This is a genomic window from Bacillus sp. GB_SG_008 (assembly GCF_052038115.1).
Lineage (GTDB): Bacteria > Bacillota > Bacilli > Bacillales > Bacillaceae_G > Bacillus_A > Bacillus_A rhizoplanae.
This window is the reverse complement of sequence record NZ_JBPZSK010000002.1, coordinates 404172-424854: the sequence shown is the minus strand read 5'-3', so window position 1 is coordinate 424854 and position 20683 is coordinate 404172. Positions and strand designations below refer to the sequence as shown.

22 protein-coding genes and 1 other annotated feature are annotated in these 20683 nt (G+C 36.7%); of the genes, 8 read left to right on the top strand and 14 right to left on the bottom strand.

Annotated elements, in window-relative coordinates; translation table 11 throughout:
• Positions 1-65: 65 nt before the first annotated feature.
• A complete protein-coding gene (metG, locus tag ACTDJC_RS07100; protein WP_440602991.1) occupies positions 66-1700 on the bottom strand; it encodes a methionine--tRNA ligase in 1635 nt (544 codons plus the stop codon).
• 52 nt (positions 1701-1752) lie between these two features.
• Positions 1753-2025: a binding site (T-box leader), on the bottom strand.
• A 144-nt stretch (positions 2026-2169) separates the two neighbouring features.
• On the opposite strand from metG, the gene ACTDJC_RS07095 reads away from it, so the two are divergent.
• Positions 2170-2970 (top strand): class I SAM-dependent methyltransferase, encoded by an 801-nt coding sequence (locus ACTDJC_RS07095; protein WP_440602990.1) that lies wholly within the window; start codon positions 2170-2172, stop codon positions 2968-2970.
• A 219-nt stretch (positions 2971-3189) separates the two neighbouring features.
• Complete coding sequence (locus tag ACTDJC_RS07090; RefSeq protein ID WP_440602989.1) at positions 3190-3504, top strand: metal-sulfur cluster assembly factor; 315 nt, start codon at positions 3190-3192, stop codon at positions 3502-3504.
• A gap of 45 nt (positions 3505-3549) precedes the next feature.
• On the opposite strand, the gene ACTDJC_RS07085 is transcribed toward ACTDJC_RS07090, so the two are convergent.
• The 4 genes from ACTDJC_RS07085 to ACTDJC_RS07070 form a co-directional block, all read right to left on the bottom strand.
• Entirely contained in the window at positions 3550-5199 is a 1650-nt protein-coding gene (locus tag ACTDJC_RS07085; protein ID WP_440602988.1) for a M4 family metallopeptidase, read from the bottom strand.
• 199 nt (positions 5200-5398) lie between these two features.
• The gene (locus ACTDJC_RS07080) at positions 5399-6097 is read right to left on the bottom strand and encodes a pirin family protein (protein ID WP_440602987.1); all 699 of its coding nucleotides are present in this window, start codon (positions 6095-6097) and stop codon (positions 5399-5401) included.
• A 48-nt stretch (positions 6098-6145) separates the two neighbouring features.
• Positions 6146-6559, bottom strand: coding sequence for a MarR family winged helix-turn-helix transcriptional regulator (locus ACTDJC_RS07075; RefSeq protein WP_230574662.1), 414 nt, complete (start codon positions 6557-6559; stop codon positions 6146-6148).
• Positions 6560-6669: 110 nt separating this feature from the next.
• Positions 6670-7104: a DUF3920 family protein gene (locus ACTDJC_RS07070; RefSeq protein ID WP_440602986.1), complete on the bottom strand. Its 435-nt coding sequence runs from the start codon at positions 7102-7104 to the stop codon at positions 6670-6672.
• A gap of 196 nt (positions 7105-7300) precedes the next feature.
• Between ACTDJC_RS07070 and ACTDJC_RS07065 the strand changes: the two genes are divergently transcribed.
• Complete coding sequence (locus tag ACTDJC_RS07065; protein ID WP_440602985.1) at positions 7301-7741, top strand: Dps family protein; 441 nt, start codon at positions 7301-7303, stop codon at positions 7739-7741.
• A gap of 169 nt (positions 7742-7910) precedes the next feature.
• On the opposite strand, the gene ACTDJC_RS07060 is transcribed toward ACTDJC_RS07065, so the two are convergent.
• Positions 7911-8489 (bottom strand): TIGR00730 family Rossman fold protein, encoded by a 579-nt coding sequence (locus ACTDJC_RS07060; protein ID WP_098308914.1) that lies wholly within the window; start codon positions 8487-8489, stop codon positions 7911-7913.
• A 72-nt stretch (positions 8490-8561) separates the two neighbouring features.
• On the opposite strand from ACTDJC_RS07060, the gene ACTDJC_RS07055 reads away from it, so the two are divergent.
• From ACTDJC_RS07055 to ACTDJC_RS07040, 4 genes are all read left to right on the top strand, one after another.
• On the top strand, positions 8562-8882 hold the full coding sequence (locus ACTDJC_RS07055; RefSeq protein ID WP_098308916.1) for a MazG nucleotide pyrophosphohydrolase domain-containing protein: 321 nt from the start codon (positions 8562-8564) through the stop codon (positions 8880-8882).
• A 56-nt stretch (positions 8883-8938) separates the two neighbouring features.
• The gene (locus ACTDJC_RS07050) at positions 8939-9445 is read left to right on the top strand and encodes a ferritin (protein WP_098308918.1); all 507 of its coding nucleotides are present in this window, start codon (positions 8939-8941) and stop codon (positions 9443-9445) included.
• A 548-nt stretch (positions 9446-9993) separates the two neighbouring features.
• Positions 9994-10434, top strand: a complete 441-nt coding sequence (locus ACTDJC_RS07045) for a DUF1641 domain-containing protein (RefSeq protein ID WP_253630818.1) — start codon at positions 9994-9996, stop codon at positions 10432-10434.
• 44 nt (positions 10435-10478) lie between these two features.
• A complete protein-coding gene (locus ACTDJC_RS07040) occupies positions 10479-11657 on the top strand; it encodes an NAD(P)/FAD-dependent oxidoreductase (RefSeq protein ID WP_098308922.1) in 1179 nt (392 codons plus the stop codon).
• Between the two features lie 430 nt (positions 11658-12087).
• Here the strand turns inward: ACTDJC_RS07040 and ACTDJC_RS07035 are convergent, their stop codons facing one another.
• The 5 genes from ACTDJC_RS07035 to ACTDJC_RS07015 form a co-directional block, all read right to left on the bottom strand.
• A complete protein-coding gene (locus ACTDJC_RS07035; RefSeq protein WP_440602984.1) occupies positions 12088-12495 on the bottom strand; it encodes a group II intron maturase-specific domain-containing protein in 408 nt (135 codons plus the stop codon).
• Between the two features lie 267 nt (positions 12496-12762).
• Complete coding sequence (locus ACTDJC_RS07030) at positions 12763-13944, bottom strand: NupC/NupG family nucleoside CNT transporter (RefSeq protein WP_440602983.1); 1182 nt, start codon at positions 13942-13944, stop codon at positions 12763-12765.
• A gap of 310 nt (positions 13945-14254) precedes the next feature.
• Positions 14255-15685, bottom strand: a complete 1431-nt coding sequence (locus ACTDJC_RS07025) for an alanine/glycine:cation symporter family protein (RefSeq protein WP_440603058.1) — start codon at positions 15683-15685, stop codon at positions 14255-14257.
• Positions 15686-16148: 463 nt separating this feature from the next.
• Positions 16149-16415 (bottom strand): ArsR/SmtB family transcription factor, encoded by a 267-nt coding sequence (locus ACTDJC_RS07020; RefSeq protein WP_253630820.1) that lies wholly within the window; start codon positions 16413-16415, stop codon positions 16149-16151.
• A gap of 156 nt (positions 16416-16571) precedes the next feature.
• Positions 16572-17459 (bottom strand): thioester domain-containing protein, encoded by an 888-nt coding sequence (locus ACTDJC_RS07015; protein ID WP_253630821.1) that lies wholly within the window; start codon positions 17457-17459, stop codon positions 16572-16574.
• A gap of 196 nt (positions 17460-17655) precedes the next feature.
• Between ACTDJC_RS07015 and ACTDJC_RS07010 the strand changes: the two genes are divergently transcribed.
• Positions 17656-18270: a DedA family protein gene (locus tag ACTDJC_RS07010; protein WP_098308931.1), complete on the top strand. Its 615-nt coding sequence runs from the start codon at positions 17656-17658 to the stop codon at positions 18268-18270.
• Positions 18271-18354: 84 nt separating this feature from the next.
• On the opposite strand, the gene ACTDJC_RS07005 is transcribed toward ACTDJC_RS07010, so the two are convergent.
• The 3 genes from ACTDJC_RS07005 to ACTDJC_RS06995 all read right to left on the bottom strand — a co-directional run bounded on the left by ACTDJC_RS07005 (position 18355) and on the right by ACTDJC_RS06995 (position 20473).
• On the bottom strand, positions 18355-18477 hold the full coding sequence (locus ACTDJC_RS07005; protein WP_098308933.1) for a DUF4023 domain-containing protein: 123 nt from the start codon (positions 18475-18477) through the stop codon (positions 18355-18357).
• A 71-nt stretch (positions 18478-18548) separates the two neighbouring features.
• Positions 18549-19943, bottom strand: a complete 1395-nt coding sequence (locus ACTDJC_RS07000; RefSeq protein WP_440602982.1) for a DUF4179 domain-containing protein — start codon at positions 19941-19943, stop codon at positions 18549-18551.
• Positions 19913-20473 (bottom strand): sigma-70 family RNA polymerase sigma factor, encoded by a 561-nt coding sequence (locus ACTDJC_RS06995; protein WP_440602981.1) that lies wholly within the window; start codon positions 20471-20473, stop codon positions 19913-19915. The genes ACTDJC_RS07000 and ACTDJC_RS06995 overlap by 31 nt, the downstream gene beginning before the upstream one ends.
• Positions 20474-20683 lie beyond the last annotated feature (210 nt).

Sequence of the window (20683 nt, the reverse complement as noted above, 5' to 3'; positions counted from 1 at the left end):
ATTTTTGTAAGGAAAGTGATTATATACTTTAATGAAAAAATAGCACCACAATCGGTGCTATTTTTTCATATTAAAGACCCATACAGTTTTTCCACTTCTTCCTCAATTTTCTTCACATCGATACGTTCAAATAACGGTGATACATTCGAAATATAAGCTGGACATTCAGTGACGTAATTCCATTTGCTCTGAGAAACCTCTAACATTTGTTGTACTTGTGCAGATGAAAACGGAAGAAACGGCGCTAATACTTGTGCAAAGTTTATAATGAAATGAACACAATTTCGCATTGTTTCATCGCAGGCTCTCTTGTCCTCTTTTATTTGTTTCCAAGGCTGTCTCTCATCGAAATATTTATTAGCATAACGAATCGTTTCAAAAATTAGTTCTAGTGCTTGTTTAAAATGTGCTTTTTCAATCAATCGTCCTACTTCCACATATAATCCTTTTAGCTTTTCTTCAATTTCTTGATTGATGTGTCCAGTTGGTACAGTATTCTCGTAATATTTTTCAAGAAACTTCAGCGTTCTATTAACAAAGTTTCCATATGCTCCTAACAATTCACTATTATGACTATAAATAAACTCTCGCCACGAAAAATCTGTATCTCGATTTTCTGGTGCGTTTATAGTTAAAAAATAGCGTATCGAATCAGGATTATATTCCTTTAACATGTCTGGTATCCATACAGCCCAATTCCTACTCGTAGATAACTTCCTTTTTTCCACCGTTAAATATTCATTAGAAACAATATATTCTGGCAATACTTTCGCTTGTATTCCCTGCAAAATAGCTGGCCAAATAATTGTATGAAATGGAATATTATCTTTGCCATGCACATAATACGTCCGTGTATCCGCTTGCCAAAATGGTGTATCATCACAGTTTATTTCTTGTGCCCATTGTTTACTTGCTGAATAATAACCAGACACAGCCTCAATCCAAACGTACACCTTCTTCTCTTCGTACCCAGCAATCGGAACGCTTACTCCAATTGGCAAATCTCTTGAAACAGCACGGTCTTGTAATCCTTCTTGTAAATATCGCTGCGCCAGCTGTACGGCGTTCTCACGCCACGTGCCATTCTGTTTCACCGTTTCTATATACTCTTCTAACTGCTTCTGTAATGACGTTAGTGCAAAATAAAAATGCTCTGTCTCCTTAATTGTCGGCACACTGCCGCACAACTTACATGTTTTCTCTAATAAATCTATCGGATCCAAAATAGCAGAACATGCATCGCACTGATCACCACGCGCCTGTGCGCCGCATTGCGGACAAATCCCTTCCACATAACGGTCCGGCAAAAACTGCGCACAAGTCTCACAATATGTTTGCTCCACCTTCTTTTTATAAATAAGCCCCTTTTCTAAAAGCTCTAAGAAAATGTTCTGAACTACTTCATGATGATGAACACAGTCAGTACGTGTATAGCAATCATAGGAAAAACCTAACTTCTGAAAACATCGTTCAAATTCCTCATGATAGCGATCCGCAATTGTTTTTACACTTACTCTCTCCTGCTTAGCACGAATTGCAATCGGTGTACCGTTACAGTCACTTCCTGATACATATAACACATTGTCTCCTTTTAAACGGTAATAACGCGCTAAAATATCTCCTGGTAGTAAACTAGCAATATGACCAAGGTGCAATGAACCATTTGCATATGGCCAAGCGCCTCCAATAAAAATATTCATCCTACATGCCCCCCTTTAAAAATAAAAAAGCCTCGCCCCTATCTTTTAAAAAGATAAGGACGAGGCTGTATATACAGTCGTGGTACCACCTTATTTCGTCAATCGCTCACACGATTGACCTCTGCAAGTACGGAGCAACTATTGCTCGTATACTGTGACTTTGATAACGAAAGCCAACACTCGTCGTCGCCTACTATTATCAAGTGATAAGTTCAGGACGAAGCTCAGAGGCCATTGTTCAAATGAGTATTCTTGCTTCTTCTCAGCTACCGAAGCTCTCTGGAAAGAATGATTTCATTCTACTTTTCCTCTTCAACGCTTTTCATATGTAATTTACATTTTATAATATTATACAGAAAAATCAAACTATTTGTTCGTTTTATTGTAAAAAAATTATAATTCATTCCATTGAAAGGAAATTCCATGTTTACGAAGAACTTATACATCTTCATGGAAAGGAGAGGTCTTTTTGAATCAACAGCAATTAAGCGCAAAGAATAAAGCGGGCTGGAGTAAAGCCGCTTATGAAGCTTGGACAAATCGTCACGGAACGCCGCATTCTTTTGGCAAGCAAATACGGGAAAACCCTACTGCCGAGGTCGCTTATTATTTGCCTTACATCGGTGAAGTGCGAGGAAAACGAATTATAAATTTAATGGGATCAAAAGGGAGTAAGGCGGTTGCCCTTTCATTATTAGGGGCAGAAGTAACGGTTGTCGATATTTCGGAGAGCAATGCGAAATATGCTAAGGAACTTGCCGCAGCCGCTAAAATACATATTGAATACATCGTGTCTGATGTACTAGATTTACCAGAAACAATAGGCTCATTCGACGTAGTATTACTTGAGCTTGGTGTGCTCCACTATTTCATAGATTTAGAGCCTTTATTTACACTTATTTCTCAATTGTTAAAACAAGGTGGAACATTCCTTTTACGCGACTATCACCCAATGTATACAAAACTTCTACAAATAGAAGATAACCAAGCAATCGCAAATGGAAATTACTTTTATGAAGATGTAATCGAAGTAGATGTAGCATACGGTATGCTCTTATCAGAAGCAGAGCGCTCCTCTTTACCTAAAAATACAATTCGCAGATGGACGTTAGGAGAAATTGTAACAAAAATCGCTCAAGCAGGACTCCGTATCGAAGAGCTCACAGAAGAATGTGGTGCAAAGCAAAAATGGGTCTTTCCACCTCAAGCACCGGAAGGAATTGAACATCGCATCCCTGGACTATATACACTGATCGCCAAAAATATATAGAAAAACTCTCTTCAAAATGAAGAGAGTTTTTCTTCTATGTATAGCGTGTATAAGTCGAAGTTGGAGATTACTAAAATATAATTAAATAGGATAAAGTGAAACTTTATGAGGAATGCTTTTTTCATCTAGAAAAAAATGCTGTGAGCTCAATCACTGCATCTTCTCTTTCCATCTTGTATAATGAGAATAACTATCAATCATGAATAGAGGTGTTTTCATATGTCTCAAACTTTAGAAGATAAAGTATATGCCAATTTAGAAGCTGTAATTGACCCTGAGCTTGGCGTAGATATTATAAACCTCGGGCTAGTATATGATGTCACAACTGACGAACAAAATAATGCTGTTATTACAATGACAATGACTTCTATCGGTTGTCCAATGGCTGGACAAATTGTATCTGATGTAAAAAAGGTATTATCGACAAATGTTCCAGAGGTAAATGAAATAGAAGTAAATGTTGTTTGGAATCCTCCTTGGTCCAAAGAACGTATGTCACGCATTGCAAAAATCGCACTAGGAATTCGCGATTAGATAAAAAAAGACCTGACATTATCAAAGTCAGGTCTTCTTTATTTCTTATTTTACACCTACTGCATCATACGCTTTCGTTACGGCATATACCGCATCAGAGTTTTGACCATATAAATCTGCAGCCGCTTGAATGGCAGCTTGGCGCATCATGCTAAAGTTTGAGTTTGCAGTTAAATATTTTGTAAGAGCGCGGTAATAAATTTTCTCTGTCGCTGCGCGTCCTACACCTTTTACAGTAACACCGTAATGTGTACCACCTTCAGAAACGAGATATGCAGCTTTGTTGTTAATGCTGCTATTAATATGAACACCGCCATTATCAACCGTTCCTGTGTAGCGCTTACTGTAATGATCTGGATAGCCTTCAGTTGGCTTTAATGGATTTGGAATAGCAGCAGGATTGCTTAAAGAACGGAATGCATCCCCTTGTTTATCTGGCGTATAAATATCTTCTCCCATCTCCCAATCATCACGGTCTACCATCGCACCCATAATATCAGATAACGATTCATTTAATGCACCAGATTCGTCTTGATACTCTAGATTTGCGGAGTATTCTGTTACTGCATGAGTCAGCTCATGTGCAATAACATCAAGTCCTGCTGAGAACGGAATAAATGTTTTTCCATCACCGTCTCCATACATCATTTGGACACCATTCCACGCTGCATTATTCCAGCCATCCCCTACATGAACAGTAGAAATTAATTTTGCTCCTTCATTATCAAAAGAATTACGGTTAAATGTTTTCTTATAATAATCGTATACTTTCTCAGCGTTTGCATGTGCATCAACAGCTGCTTTATCTTCAAAGAACTTCGATTTACTTTCTACTTCCGCACCTGTATATCCAAGATATCGTGAGAGAAGATCAAACAACCATGCAGGCGTATTTTTCGCATCGAATGTATGAACACCTTTTCCGCGTTTTCCATCAAACAAATAAAATGCCCCTGTTTTCTCGTCTTGTGCCATTTCAAAACTTGTTCGATTCCCTAACACACCATATCCAAATCCCGTAATATGATCAATCGCATTATATTTCTCAATTACATTCCCATTTGTCGCGTCAACGAAATAATGCCAGTAGCCTGGTGCTGGATTTGAAACAGATGCTTTTACAAGATAGGAAAGATAATATTGTCCATCTTTTTCATATACATATAAATCTTTCTTAATCCCATCATAGTTGTCTACTTTTCCAATCTCTTTCTCAATATCAGCTTTCGTAATATTTACAGCCTCATCTTCTGAAATACTTGCAGTTGCTGGGATATTTTTATTTTCTAAATTCGGGATAACTTGTCCGAAAAATGCTTTCACATTATTATCTTTATCAATTGCTACTGTTTGATCAGAGCCATATACAGGAACACCATTATATTTTTCAATAAGCTTCACATGCGTTGTTCCCGCTTCTGCGTCTTTTTCTTCTCCAACAATTTCAAAATGTTTCTCCATATTTCCTGCTAATTTAAACATGTCTTTCTTACTCTTTAAATACTCAAACACCGTTTCTTTTTTATCTAATCCTTCCGGTGCTTTCCACTCTTCCCCAATATAAGATGGTGTCTGAAATTCTTGATTGTATTGAACTTTTTGCTCTGCTGCATATGTACGTGACGTACCAAATGTCGCAAATCCCCCTAAAGCTAGAGATAAAGCTAACGTTGAAGATAATACCTTCTTTTTCAAAAACAACACTCCCCATCCCCTAATGTTTTGACACTTTTATACAATTCTAGAGATAATAGTAATAACCTCCCGTTTAAATTTTAGAAAATTTCGACAGAAAATTCATACAAAAAAAGAGCAGCGCTATCTATAGACGCTACTCGTGGCATATTTTTATTAACGGGCAGTAAGCCCCCTCACTGTTGAAAGTTTCACTTAATTATTGTTTCTTCATCTCAATTACTAAATAATGAGCTGTTTCTGCTGCTTGAATGTGGATATCTTCTTCAATGACTTCTGCTGCATCTCTCATCACTAACGTTTCACCATTCACAATGCCGCTTCCTTCAATTTGAACCAAATAAGCTTGACGCCCTTCACCAACTAGGAATGTAATCTCTTTTCCTTTTTCTAAAGCAAGAGAGTACAGATTTGCATCTTGATGAATTTCAATCGGTGCACCGCCATCAATTGGTGAAACCATGTGGAACCATGTATTCTCACGTTTACTCCAATCAAATTTAAATTCACCGTAATTTGGCGTATGGCCAGCACGGTCTGGTAAAATCCAAATTTGCAGAAGACGCAATGTTTCATCTCCTAAGTTGTGCTCACTATGGAAGACACCTGTTCCAGCGCTCATGTATTGCACATGGCCGCGTTCAATTGTCCCGCGGTTTCCCATACTATCTTGGTGCGTTAATGCTCCGTCCACTACGTAAGAAATAATCTCCATATCACGGTGTGGATGCATATCAAATCCTGTTTGTGCTGCTACTAAATCATCATTAATTACGCGAAGTGCACCAAATCTCATATTATTTGGGTTGTAGTAATCTGCAAATGAAAAATGAAAATGTGTATTTAACCAACCGTGATTTGCTCTTCCCATTTGTTTATGATCAATTTTTTTGAACATATCCTTCACCTCATTTTATCTCGAATTCGAGATATTTATTTAAAATTTTTATGATTGTAATTTACGAAGTAATGCTAACAGCTGTTTCTGTTCCTCGCGATCCAACTTGCAAAATTGCGCTGCTTGAAATCTTTCTTGGGGCGGAACAACTTCTTCATACAGTGCTTTACCTTTCTCTGTTAAGGAAAGATATTTCGTTTTTCCTTCTTGCTCTCTTTGAATCAAATCAAGCTGCTCCATTTTACTCAAAAGCTGCGTAACGTTTCCTTTTGTAACGAAAAGCTTTTGACCTAATTCTTGCTGCGTTAAACGATCCCCTGTCCCAATTTGTACTAATACATCAAATTGTGCAGCAGACAAATCCCATTTTTTTAAATGCTGATTCGTTTCTCTAATACTTTGGTTGTAAAAGCGTGATAAACGAAACCATACTAATAAACCAAGTCGTTCATCTGTTTTCATTCCATCACCTCGCTAAGCTTTGTAACTATAGTTTAGAACTAAACTATACAAATGTCAACTACTTTCTTTTTGTAAGTAAAACTAAAACATAGTGCCGGATTCACTATGTCTTAGTTTGCACACCTTCTCCTATATTCTCTCATCTTTCTCTTCGCAAACACTCTGGCATCCTTCTCAATCCACCGCTTTTCATACATTTCATTACCGACATATAATAACTTCCGTTCATGCTGCATATCATGCCGAAACTCATGCAACAATGTTTCCAATAAGCACTCATACTTCTCCCACATACAAACGAAAATTAAACGCTTTTCTTTATGATAAAATCCGTTCAGCGGAAATAAAAATTCTTCTTCCTCTTCTCCTAGTCGGACTAGCACATCATTTGTTTCACACGTATCACAGAAAAATACAGGTATATCACGCCGTTCAATTAATGAGAACACATCCCTCTTTACTTGATTTATATCCCATGGAAAATCTTCATCAAGTACATACCAGTTCTCAGTGTGTTGATATATCTTTTGAGATAGGAGTTGCATCTTCATTCTCCTTTCTATATTATTCTCTTTTCTCTGTATGCCACATTATTCCTTGTTTTAAACCTACACCTATGTCACAAAATATTTAAAAATATATATGCAAAAAGGGTTGATTTTATACCATCTATTAGATTATAATAATTATAAATTAGTAATTGGTATTAAAAATAAAAAAAACGTGAAGGAGATTGATATTATGAATACACAAGTTATTGAAGTATTAAACAGACAAGTAGCAAACTGGAACGTTTTATTTACAAAATTACACAACTACCACTGGTACGTAACAGGACCTCAGTTCTTTACATTACATGAGAAATTCGAACAATTTTATACAGAAGCAGCTACGCACATCGATGAAATTGCAGAACGTATTTTAGCAATCGGCGGCAAACCAGTAGCAACGATGAAAGAATACTTAGAACTATCTTCTGTTCAAGAAGCAGCTTACGGAGAAACTGCCGAAGCAATGGTCGAAGCAATTATGAAAGACTATGAAGCAATGCTTCTTGAGCTCAAAAAAGGCATGGAAATCGCACAAGATGCAGACGATGAAACGACATCTGATTTACTACTTGGCATCTACACAGAACTTGAAAAACACGCATGGATGTTACGCGCATTCTTGAATCAATAAGAAAAACGGCAGCAGCTTAGCAATATATCGGCGCAAATGCATCATTTATCGGCGTTTTTTCTAATATAACGGCGATTCGACACAATATAAAGACCCTTCGACCACATTCGACAAATATCACACCAAAAAATCGAGCGGGACAATTCCGCTCGGTTTTTTATTTATTTATTTATGTTAACTGCTTCCACTTATTCCCCATCACTGGTCGTTTGTACTCTTTCATTTTAGGAATTAACTCATTAGCCGTTTTTGCAGATACAAGCAATTCTTTATTCGATGGATTCATAAAGCCTTCCTCTGCTGCACGGTCCACCATTTGTAATAACGGTGTGTAAAATTCTGCAATGTTCAGTAGGCCAACAGGCTTTTCGTGAATCCCAATTTGCGACCAGCATACCACTTCAAACAGCTCTTCAAACGTTCCATAACCGCCTGGAAGTGCAATAAATGCATCAGCAAGTTCACTCATTTTTGCTTTTCTCTCATGCATCGTTTCCACTTCGATTAGTTCTGTTAAATCTTGATGAACAATTTCTCCTCTAAATAATCCACGAGGCATGACACCCGTTACACGGCCGCCTAGCTCTAATACTTGATTTGCTACTTCTCCCATTAATCCAACACAAGAGCCTCCGTATACAAGCTCTATATTATTTTGAACTAGTATTTCTCCAAGTTGCCGAGCTTCTGCTTGAAACTCTGGACGCTCTCCAACATTCGATCCTGCAAATACACAAATACGCTTCATTACTCCACCCCAAAACTACATATTGTTATGCTACAATGTAATCATACTACATATTGGGAGGATGGGAAAAGGATGAACACGAATGAATTTCAAAGCTGGGTGGAACAATTTTATTATGAGCGGGGCTGGGCACAATATAATTCCTTTATTCGCGTTAATTTTTTAGCGGAGGAAGTGGGAGAAGTTTCTCGCGTCGTGCGTGCTATTGAAATTGGTCGTGATCGTCCAGATGAACGAAAAAAAAGCGAAGAAGAATTAACAATTGAATTAAAAGAAGAAATTGGAGATGTGTTAGGAAATCTTATTATTTTAGCGCAAAAATATAATTTAGATTTACAAGATATTATGGAAACGCATGTTAAGAAACTCTCCAAGCGATTCGAATATAAATGAGAATTATTTTCAATTATGATATGATTATATCGTAATAATATGAAAGGGGTCTTTTTATGTTATCTCCAAAATTACGTGAAGCACTAAATGATCAAATGAACTTTGAGTTTTACTCCGCCCATGTGTATATGGCAATGGCGGCTTACTGTACATCAGAAAGCTATGATGGATTTGCCAACTTCTTTCTTGTACAAGCAGAGGAAGAGCGTTTCCATGCAATGAAGCTTTACAATTATATTAATGATCGCGGTGAGCGTGCGATCATTACTGGATTCGATCATCCAAATAACGAGTACGAATCCATTTTAGCTGCTTTTGAAATCGGTCTCGAACATGAACGCGAAGTCACAAAACGAATTTATCACCTATCTGATATTGCTTGGGATGAGCGCGAGCATGCTACGATTACCTTCTTAAAATGGTTTGTTGACGAACAAGTTGAAGAAGAAGCATCTTTCGATAGCACCATTCAAAAATTAAAACGAATTACAAACGATTCAAATGCATTATTTATGTTAGATGCTGAATTAGAAAAACGCACGTTTACTCCACCAGCTGAGTAGTAGAGTAGAAAACTGAAACAGATGTCTTAGAGATGGCTTTGCCATCTCTTTTCTGTTCCAGCTTAGCTGGCACGCAAACAAAAAAAGCATAAATCAACCGCTTTCGTCAATTTATGCTTCTTACATTGTAAAATTGGAATAAAAAAACAGATATAACGCCCTGTAGGTTCGTAGATTATAGTCATTAAAATCGAATGCTTAATAATCATTTTTATGTTAACATAGGTGTATTACAGTATATAATATACTCAGTTGGTAGGCAAAGTCTTTTACTGGACAAGTCCATAAGCTAGAGGACGCAACTAGCCTTTTAAAATTTACTATTTCAGATTCGGTGATTACTTATAGTTCATTCGAATGTTGCAACGATTTGAAAAGACATATTCACCGGCAATAGTAACTTTAAGAGCAGCTTGCCCTAAATCTTTGTGTAAATTTTTACAAATTTCCTCGAGTTGTTACGGACGAAGAAATCTTACCTGTAATGGGGAATCTTCTTTCATTCCCAAAAATTTAAGAAGTATTGCTATCGTAAAGGAGAATTGGAGATGCCAGAAACAATCACTCAAACAAAGCCTGAACAAGAATCATTACAAATTTCTGCTAGTCAAGGACAGCTTGATGTACTTGATCAGCTATTAAAGCCTGAAGTTCAAGAGTCTTTAACTACATTAGTAGAACAACTTCCAAAATTAACTGAGCTCGTTAACATTTTAACAAAGTCTTATGATTTCGCTCAAGCAGTCGCTACTGATGAAGTATTAAAAAATGATACTGTTGGAGCAATCCAAGAACTTGCAGAACCTGTAAAAGATACAGTGAAAGCCATTGCTGCAACTGCTATCGAAGCGAAAGATCGCGCTGAAGAAAGCAACGAAGTTATCGGTCTTTTTGGCCTTTTAAGAATGCTAAAAGATCCGCAAGCACAAAAAATGTTTCGCTTTGTAAACGCTTATCTTCAAATTACTGCAGAACGCAATCATAAATAATTCTTTCTTACACAACAATTAGTAAAGACGGGGGATATCATACTATGTCAAAACAAATTGTCATCTTAGGTGCTGGTTATGGCGGACTTCTTGCAGCTTTAAATGTACGTAAACATTACAGCAAATCAGAAGCACAAGTTACAGTTATCAACCAATATCCAACACATCAAATTATTACGGAACTACACCGCCTTGCAGCAGGAAATATTTCTGAACAGGCAATTGCTATGCCATTAGAAAAACTTTTCAAAGGCAAAGATATCGATCTTAAAATCGCAACAGTTGAGTCATTCTCAGTTGATAGCAAAGAAATTAAACTAGCTGGTGGCACTACTTTATCTTACGATGCACTTGTAGTTGCTTTAGGAAGTAAAACTGCTTACTTCGGTATTCCAGGACTAGAAGAAAACAGCATGGTATTAAAATCTGCTGCTGATGCAAACAAAATCTACAAACACGTTGAAGACCGTATTCGTGAATACGCTAAAACGAAAAACGAAGCTGATGCTACAATCTTAATCGGCGGCGGCGGATTAACTGGCGTTGAGCTAGTTGGTGAACTTGCTGACATTATGCCTAAACTTGCAAAAAGCCACGGCGTAAATCCAAAAGAAGTTAAACTTCTTCTTGTTGAAGCAGGCCCAAAAATTCTTCCAGTATTACCTGACCATTTAATTGAACGTGCAACTACTAGCTTAGAAGCACGCGGCGTTAAATTCTTAACAGGTCTTCCTGTAACAAACGTTGCTGGCAATGAAATCGACTTAAAAGACGGTCAAAAAATCGTTGCTAACACATTCGTTTGGACAGGCGGCGTACAAGGTAACCCATTAATCGGTGAATCAGGTCTTGAAGTAAACCGCGGCCGTGCAACTGTTAACGAATACCTTCAATCTACTTCTCATAAAGACGTATTCGTTGCTGGAGACAGCGCTGTTGTCTTCGCTCCAGACGGCCGTCCATACCCACCAACTGCACAAATCGCTTGGCAAATGGGTGAGTTAATTGGATACAACTTATACGCAGCACTAGAAGGCAAAGCATTCGAAGAGTTCGCACCAGTAAACTCTGGAACACTTGCAAGTCTAGGACGTAAAGATGCTGTTGCTACAATCGGAGCAAGCTCAACTCCACTTAAAGGCTTACCAGCATCATTAATGAAAGAAGCAAGTAACGTTCGTTACTTATCACACATTAAAGGATTATTCAGCTTAGCTTACTAATCTGAATGATAGCCCGAATCATGTTTATCTATGATTCGGGTTTTTATTTGGTCAAAATTCTCTACATAACTTATTCAACAAGAAAGTGACATACACCTTTTGAAATCTCTAAATATACTGTCTACTTTGTTACGATTTTGTGTATTGTAAATAATCTATGTACTCCTCTTTCTTTTTAACATGCTTCCAAAAGAATTCCCCTTCTTCAATCAGACCAGAAGGTGGATAAGGAGGGGTTACTCACACGGTAAAGAGCAGTTCGCCATGCCTAGGTGGGCACAGAGGTAGTAGAGTAGAAAACTGAAACAGATGTCTTAGAGATGGCTTTGCCATCTCTTTTCTGTTCCGGTTTCCCCTCATCAAACCGTACGTGAGGTTTTCCCTCATACGGCTTTCCGATGTTCTTCTTTCTTTGGCTTTCAGTTTTGTTCTAGCTTCCCACTTTCACGAGTGTGTATGTTGTTTTCTTCATCAAGTCCTTAATGCGACTATGTTTCTTTCGAACATTTCTTTTCTTGTTCCAGAAAAGATTCAGTCGTTCCAGAACGTACCAGCCTATTTTGCCAAGCCATTTCTGCCCCATTGGAGATAGGCTATAATAATTCTTAAACCCTTGTAAGATTCGGTTTAATCCTTTCACCATCTCATTCAATTGTAAGTACAATTTATTTCTAGACTCTGTGTACTTCTTGATGCGCTCTCGCATGTTCTTCATGGCCTCCTTATTCGGTACGTGTGCCATGATATGCACTCTCTTCCCGTCTTTCACATGTTTTGGAAATTTCCGATGATGAAATCCAAGAAAATTAAATCCCTCTTTTCCGTCCCACGTATTCACTAATTTCGACTTCTCCTATTGCTAGGGTGCTCTTGACGAAGCGGCAAGGTTCACTTTATGTTACGGTCTGCTAATTCGCTCGCACTTCTAGTAAGAAGTTACTTTGTCACAAGGCTTCAATCTTAGAATTTCTCCCCCGATTGCCTGTCAGCTACTAGGCGACTTGGTTCTTACCTAGACTGAACCTTCACCAGTGAACAGTGCCCAGCTTAGCTGGGCACGCAACAAAAAAAGCAACGAGCCCGCTGCCCATTGCTTTTTCTTTTTTTATAGCATTACCCCAACGATAATCGCTGATAAAATACTTACTAACGTTGCACCATATACAAGTTTTAATCCGAAAGAAGATACAACATTTGCTTGTTTTGCATCGATACTCTTCGTTGCACCTGCGATAATTCCGATAGATGAGAAGTTCGCAAATGATACAAGGAATACAGATAAGATACCAACTGTACGAGGTGTTAAATGAGCTGCTGCTTTTCCTAAATCAAGCATCGCAACGAATTCGTTTGTTACTAATTTTGTTGCCATAATTTGTCCAGCTGATACAATTTCTGATGCTGGAATACCCATGATGAACGCTAATGGTGAGAACACATACCCTAAGATCGTTTGGAATGTAATACCGAAAATAGAATCGAATAGACCGTTAATTGCTGCCATCAATGCAATGAATCCGATTAACATCGCTGCTACTGTAACTGCAATTGAAAATCCTAACATAATGTACTCGCCTAACATTTCGAAGAACGTTTGGTGCTTGTCCTCTTGTAACTCTAAAATATCTTCCTCTTCACTCACATCGTAAGGATTTAAAATGTGAATGATAATAAATCCACTAAATAAGTTTAAAACAAGTGCTGTTACAACATACTTAGGGTCAAGCATTTTCATGTAAGAACCAACGATTGACATGGAAACTGTCGACATAGAAGACGCACATAGTGTATATAAACGATTTTTGGGCAACTTACTTAGTTGATCTTTTACTGTAATGAAAACTTCCCCTTGACCAACAATTGCCGCTGCTACTGCATTATAAGATTCTAATTTACCTAAACCATTTATTTTACTTAATAAGAATCCGACCGCTTTAATAATGACTGGTAAAATTCTAAGATGTTGCAGAATTCCAATTAACACCGCAAGGAAAATAATTGGAAGTAATACAGAAAGGAAAAACGTAAATTCTCCTTTATTTACCATTCCGCCAAATACAAAGTTAACTCCAGCGTCCGCAAATTTTAAAATTGTACTAAATCCATCAGAAATTCCTTTAACTAAATAGTATCCAATCTGTGTATTTAGTAAGAAATATGATAATCCTAATTGAATAACAAGTATAATAGCAATTGGCTTATATTTAATCTTTTTCCGATCGCTACTTACAAGGAACGCTAGTATAAATACAGCAATTAATCCTACAAGAAACATAACAAATTTCATACGTGAATCCTCCATTTTTTTCGTTTCATCTATTATTCCCTATTAGTCGTTGAACGATAGACGTCTGACAATTCAGATTAAAAAAATAAGTCCCTCTAAAAACAATTTACCGCCTACACTAGTAAGCGTTTGCATTATGCAAATTTATATACTACTACATAGTTCATGTGGAATATGAGAATGATATCATTTTGTTCTATCCATAAGCAAATTGTAAGCGTTATCTTGAGGAAATGCAATATATTTTTTTTAGGGAAAAATAGCCAAAAAAAAGAACATAGAATCTTTCTTCTATGTTCTTTTTGCATTACTAGCCTACTTGTTTTTCTTTTCCAGCAACTGAATCTTCCCAGCATTCCGTATTCTTTAATCCTGGGATAGAGCTCGCATAGAATACAGGATCTTTCCCTTGTTTCTTCTGCTTCACATAGTCTGTGAGTGCAGCAAATGCAAACTTACCCAGAAGCGCAATTGCAATTAAGTTTGTGATTACCATGAAGCCCATGAATAAATCAGCCATGTCCCAAACAATTTGTACAGCTGCAACAGAACCGAACATAACCATTCCAACTACCGCAATACGATATACCGTTAACCAAGTCTTGCTTGTTTTAATAAACTCAATATTCGTTTCACCATAATAATAGTTTCCTAGTAGAGAACTAAATGCAAATAAAAAGATAATAATCGCTAAGAAACCACTTGCCCAAGATCCGACTTGTGAACTTAACGCAACTTGTGTTAACTCAATACCTGTTAAGCCTGGCGTTTTGTAAGCACCAGAGCATAGTACGATAAATGCTGTAGATGTACATACTAAGAACGTATCGACTAATACACCAATCGTTTGAATATATCCTTGCTTCGCAGGGTGAGATACGTCCGCTGTTGCTGCTGCATTCGGTGCACTACCCATACCTGCTTCGTTCGCAAATAAACCACGCTTAATACCCATCATAATCGCAGCACCAACGCCGCCGCCCACTGCTTCTTGTAAACCAAATGCATTCGTGAAGATTTCTGTAAATACATCTGGAAGCAATGTGATGTTTTTAAGAACAACAAACAATGCAATTCCAATATATACAATTGCCATTGGTGGCACAATCAGTTCTGACATACGTGCGATACTCTTAACACCGCCAAAAATAATAACTGCAACTAAAAGAGAAAGTGCAATTCCAACTATATAACGGTCAAGACCAAATGCATTCTTAAATGCAAGTGTAACTGTGTTTGCTTGTACTGAGTTAAAAATCAGTCCATAACTAATTGTAATTAAGATCGAGAATACAATTCCCATCCAACGCTTATTTAAACCTTTTTCCATATAATAAGCTGGACCGCCGCGGAACCCGCTGCCATCTTTTATTTTATAAATTTGCGCTAATGTGCTCTCTACAAAACTTGAAGATGCCCCAATAAGCGCAATTAACCACATCCAAAATACCGCACCTGGACCTCCCAAAGAAATCGCTAGTGCTACACCTGCTAAGTTCCCGATCCCAATACGGGCTGCAGAACTCATACAGAAAGCTTGGAAAGAAGAAACGCTACCTTTTTTACGCGTCTTCCCTGTCAATCCATCCGTCATTAAACGCACCATTTCCCCTAGGTGACGAATTTGAACGAATTTAAGTTTAAAAGAAAAATAAAGGCCTAAGCCAATTAACATGGCAATAATAACATAAGTCCATAGAATATCATTCGTTACTCCGACGAATTTTTCTAAAATGCTAATCATATTGTCCCCTCCCTTTTTTTCACATAAATTGAATTGTATCCTAAAATCAATCAAAAATCAACATTTTTCGACAAAACAACAATTTCATACAAATTTATCTCGTTAATACTCTATTTTTCTCGTGAATACTCAATAATACAAACGTTTTCATAAAAATAAGTCATGTTAGTTTTTCTGACATAAAAATATAATGCACATAAAAAAAGCGCAATTCCTTCTAAAAGAATTGCGCTTTTTTTATGATTTTTGTTTTCTTTTCTCTATTATTCGGTTAACAGCCTAATATTTTATTAAGAAATATTTTAAAATCTACGATAAATTATTAGACTGTTAAAAAATAGCATTAGACTGAAAAAGTGATCGGAATGTGATACCCCAAATTGGGGGTGTTTTATGTCTTTTGCGAAAGTAGCAAGTTCCACAGTTTCCGTTTCACTCGTTTACTACAAAGACAAGAAAATTACACAAGGTTTAATAATATCGTTTTCGTACGATTATCCACTACTTCATAATAAATTTCTAACCCTTTTCGAGTGCCCGAAACGATTTTAGCAGCTTTTAACTTGGCTAAATGTTGACTAATTGTACTTTGAGGCATTCCCAATTTTTCATACATTGTTGTTACATTCGTAGGGCCTTTTGCAAGCATGGTTTCTACTAAACATAAACGCACAGGATGCGCTAATACCTTTAATATTTCAGCGATATCTTCATATTTTTCTATCATGTTCCCTCTCTCCTCTTTATATATAAATATTGTGTTTACAACGTTACACTATATTATTCGAAAGGACATACGATTTTATGTCCGTCGTTTTTTAAAAAATTTTAGAAATTAAAAATCCCAACGTTTCATACTAACTCGAAGCGTTGGGATTTGTTATTATCTTTTCTTTTTAGAAGGTGCTGGCGCTTCCCAATTTACTAACAAGTCAGGACTTGCTTTCTCTTCTCCTCGTTCTAAAAGAACTGTTGCATCTTGGATTGCAGGAGTACCTTTATATTTAATAGCTTGTAACCTCGAAAGGTTTGCAACAACTTTAAAACTAAATTCTCCTGTTTTTGTTGCTTTTGGAATTAAAACACGAAATTTTTCTCCTACGTTAAACTGTGTTTTTGCTTCGCCATTTTCATTCACAAACTTTACACCTTCAGGTGCATTCGTTGCTTGCACTTGATACGTACCTTTTGTTGCATTTGTTTCCACTGTATACAAATCGGTTTCAAAGAAATCATTTTTTAACGTTGCTGTTTGCTTTTCTGTTGGAGTTACATTCATCGTAATCTCTTGCACTTCTTGGCTGCTCTCCGCTTTTGCAACAATTTCTTTCATTGCTTTTCCTACATTTTTATTGCGATGATCTAAATCATTAATATCGATTTGCTTCAGCGCATTCCATACAGCTAACTGCGTTGCATAATGCGCTTCTTCCCAAGTCGATACACCGAGCTCTTGCGGACTTTTTACCGGATATCCATTGAGTAATACACGGTATACCCCAATATCTGCTTTTCCTATTTCAGGTAAATCCTGACCGCTTGGTGATTTTAAATGCACATTTAAACAAAAGGCAATTTTTCCATCTGCTGTTTTAATGAGCTCAGTTCGAATTGGTTTCTTTAAAGATTTACTATAACTCCAATCCATTTGATACTTCGTATGATCCATCACTTCTGCGAATGCCTTTCCAAGCGGAAAAACGAGATTTGTTATGATGAATAGCGCGCTCACGAAGGCAATCCAGAACTTATACGGTTGTTTTAAAATCATGCTTACAGCCCCTTTTTGGATTATAATAAAGAAAATAGCAAATTTAATATGTTTAGTATTTAATTACGGGGCGTTTTTATACATGCTATTTCATGCAAAGTAAATGATCCGTATAGTAATGATTACATGTAATTGGGTGAAACTAGGAAGAATACATAGTAATTCTTAATGCATATGAGACGGACGGTGATTACAAATAGAACAGCACTTAACTTATATCATTTCCCATTATGGATATTTCGGACTGATCATTGCTTTAGTTGGAGGAATTATCGGATTACCGATACCCGATGAAACTTTATTAACTTTTGTAGGGTACTCTATATTTCAAAAAAAGATGATATTTTCTCTTGCCTTACTAACTGCATGGGTTGGCTCTTCAATTGGCATTACACTTAGTTATATATTAGGAAAAATACTTGGACTTCCCTTCTTAAAGAAATTTGGTCCTAAACTGCACATTACAGAAAATAAAATCGCTCGGACACGAACTCTCTTTCAAAAAATTGGTCCACCTTTATTGATTTTTGGTTACTTTATTCCGGGAGTTAGGCATGTTACCGCCTATTTAACTGGTATTTCCCGTTTGAGCTTTCGGAAATTTTGCCTTTACGCTTACACGGGAGCATTCATATGGAGTTTCACTTTTATTAAATTAGGAATGATATTCGGGAAAGATTGGCATTTAATCGGCCATTCCATTCACCGTTATGCTTCTATCTTATTATTGGTGTTACTCGTTCTCGCGCTTTTCGTTTTGGTTTTTCTATATGTGCGCAATAAAAAAGCAAATGCGAAGCGATGCACATGAAGTTGAGGAAAAGAAAAGGGACTAAAACCAAAGAAAAAACACCTCCTCAATACGGAGGTGTTTTTTTACATGAACTTTTCGTGATTATTTATGCGTTTTATTTGGCTTTTTTTTGCCTGGATTCCCATTGCCTTGACGCTTTTTATTTCTTTCAGCTTTTTCCTGTGTATCGTGCAATTTCTCTACAAAATTACTTGTGTTGTCCACTAAAGTAGCCTCCTTGATTATCGTTCCTTTGTTACTATAACCAATTGCATGTCAAATCATGAAGTATGGTTTTACTTTAATTTAATCTGAACTGGCGGCAATGTTTTATCAGGGTGAAACGGCGACATCTCCACTTCTAATACATAATCCTTCAAGCTGAAATTCTTCACGCCATACTCTCCGTCCAATTGAAACGTTGCTTGAAACTGCATTTTTTCCTTGTCTAATACTTTCACAGTACTTCCCTTTATAACATGACCAATTGGTGCAAACTCCTTGTCTATGTACGCAGTATCCTTAAGGTTCATGACTTCACCGCAATTAATAAATTCATCCATAGATTTATGTTTTGTATCCGCATTTTGAAGTGTGTACTGCACAATTAATCGCTGATTCTTATGCTGAATTTTATTAATGATTATTTTCATATCACTACGAGTACTTTTTATTTCAAATGGCGTTGTTTCGTTCAGCTTAATAATAGCTGGTTTTTCAGATAATCGTACAACAGGATACATCGTAATGAATTCCGCCCCATCAGGAATTTTCCCGAAAATGGAACGCTCTTCTGATTCTACATGATCGCCCACTTTTTCTCTGCCAAATTCAATCCCTGAAGTGGACATATGAATTTCTTTTCCTTTATCATCTGTAATTTTTTCAATTCGTGCTAAGTCGTTCTCTCCTGCAAGCGGATAAATCGCTTTATAGTCAATCGTCGTTGATCCTTTTCCGACTGTAATTGTTTCAAAATTAAAGGTATGCTCTTGATCCTCACTACTAATGGACTGCTGCGTATTAATTTTTTTATTCTCTAATTGCTTCACTGGAATATCAAATTTCCAAAATCCTCTCGTTTCACCAATAGATGTGATGGTAATTGGTAATGTTGTATTTGGAGGTAATTCTTTTTCTGGATAATCAATATGGATATTACCAAGCCATCCATTTTCCGTTATCTTTCCATCCCATGAAGCAGCACTCATCCATTTCCGACTTCCATCAACAAGCTTAAACTCATAATAAAAGCCATTGGCAAAAGTATTTTTTATAGATACTTTTTCTGGGCTATCAACTTTAAACGTTACACTAATTCTACCACTATCGTAATACACGCTGTTCATTGTGACACTAACCCCGTTACTTACTGCTTGTTGATTCAACTCTGTTACAAGTTTACTCTCTGTGAGATCTTGTCCCACCGTATCATGAAAATAATCATATACTTTTCCTATAAGTGGAACTTCCGCTAATACACGATTCATTTGCGGGAAAACAAAACCTGAACCTAGCACACCTATACATACTGACGCAGCAGCTAACCATGCAATCTTTCTTCGTTTATATTTTCTTTTTACTGGTTTTTCTTGTTGTGCTCTATTCATACCTTTTGTTATGGCAATCTGTAATTCTTCCCGAGGAACTTCGATTTTGTTTATTTCATCATTAAACCACTGTTTATCCAATTCTCATCACTCCCTCCCAGTAATTTCTTTAACAATTTTCTCGCTCTATGCAAATACGTTTTGACAGTTCCTTCAGGCACATGCATATGCCAAGCAATTTGATTTATTGGAAGATCATAATAATAATATAAAATAATAACGGTTTGATAATTTTCATCTAATTGTCCAATTGCTACTTGTAAGTCAATGTTTTGCTCAATTCGGTTTGCCGTGTTTCGTACGTCCTCGTAAACAGCTAATTTCTTGCTATCTTCTAATTTTTGCACCTTTTTCTTCTCATTCAACAGCTGATAAGCATTATGTATTAAAATACGCGTCAACCACGTCAGAAAAAAGTTTGGTTTTTGTAATTGATCTAAGGATAAGTACGCTTTATAAACTGTTTCTTGTACTATATCTAATGCATCTTCTTTATTTTGCACATACATATAAGCAGTACGATACAGCTGGTCCTGATGAAGGCTAATGAGCTGTTCAAACGCTGCATCATTACCTTTTTTCGCTTTTTTCACTAATTTTATTTCATCCATCTTATCCCTCCTTCCACTTATTAGATAGAATATGGAATGTTTTGGTTTCAAAAATTTATATTTTTTAATACTTCAACATAACTATACAAGAAAACGCCTCAAGAAAACTTGAGACGTTTTTTCATCAAATTACTTTATTCAATTCATGTTTTATATGAGCTGCGAATTATTTCTAAATTCGTTCGTTGATTCATGATTTTTACCTCAATG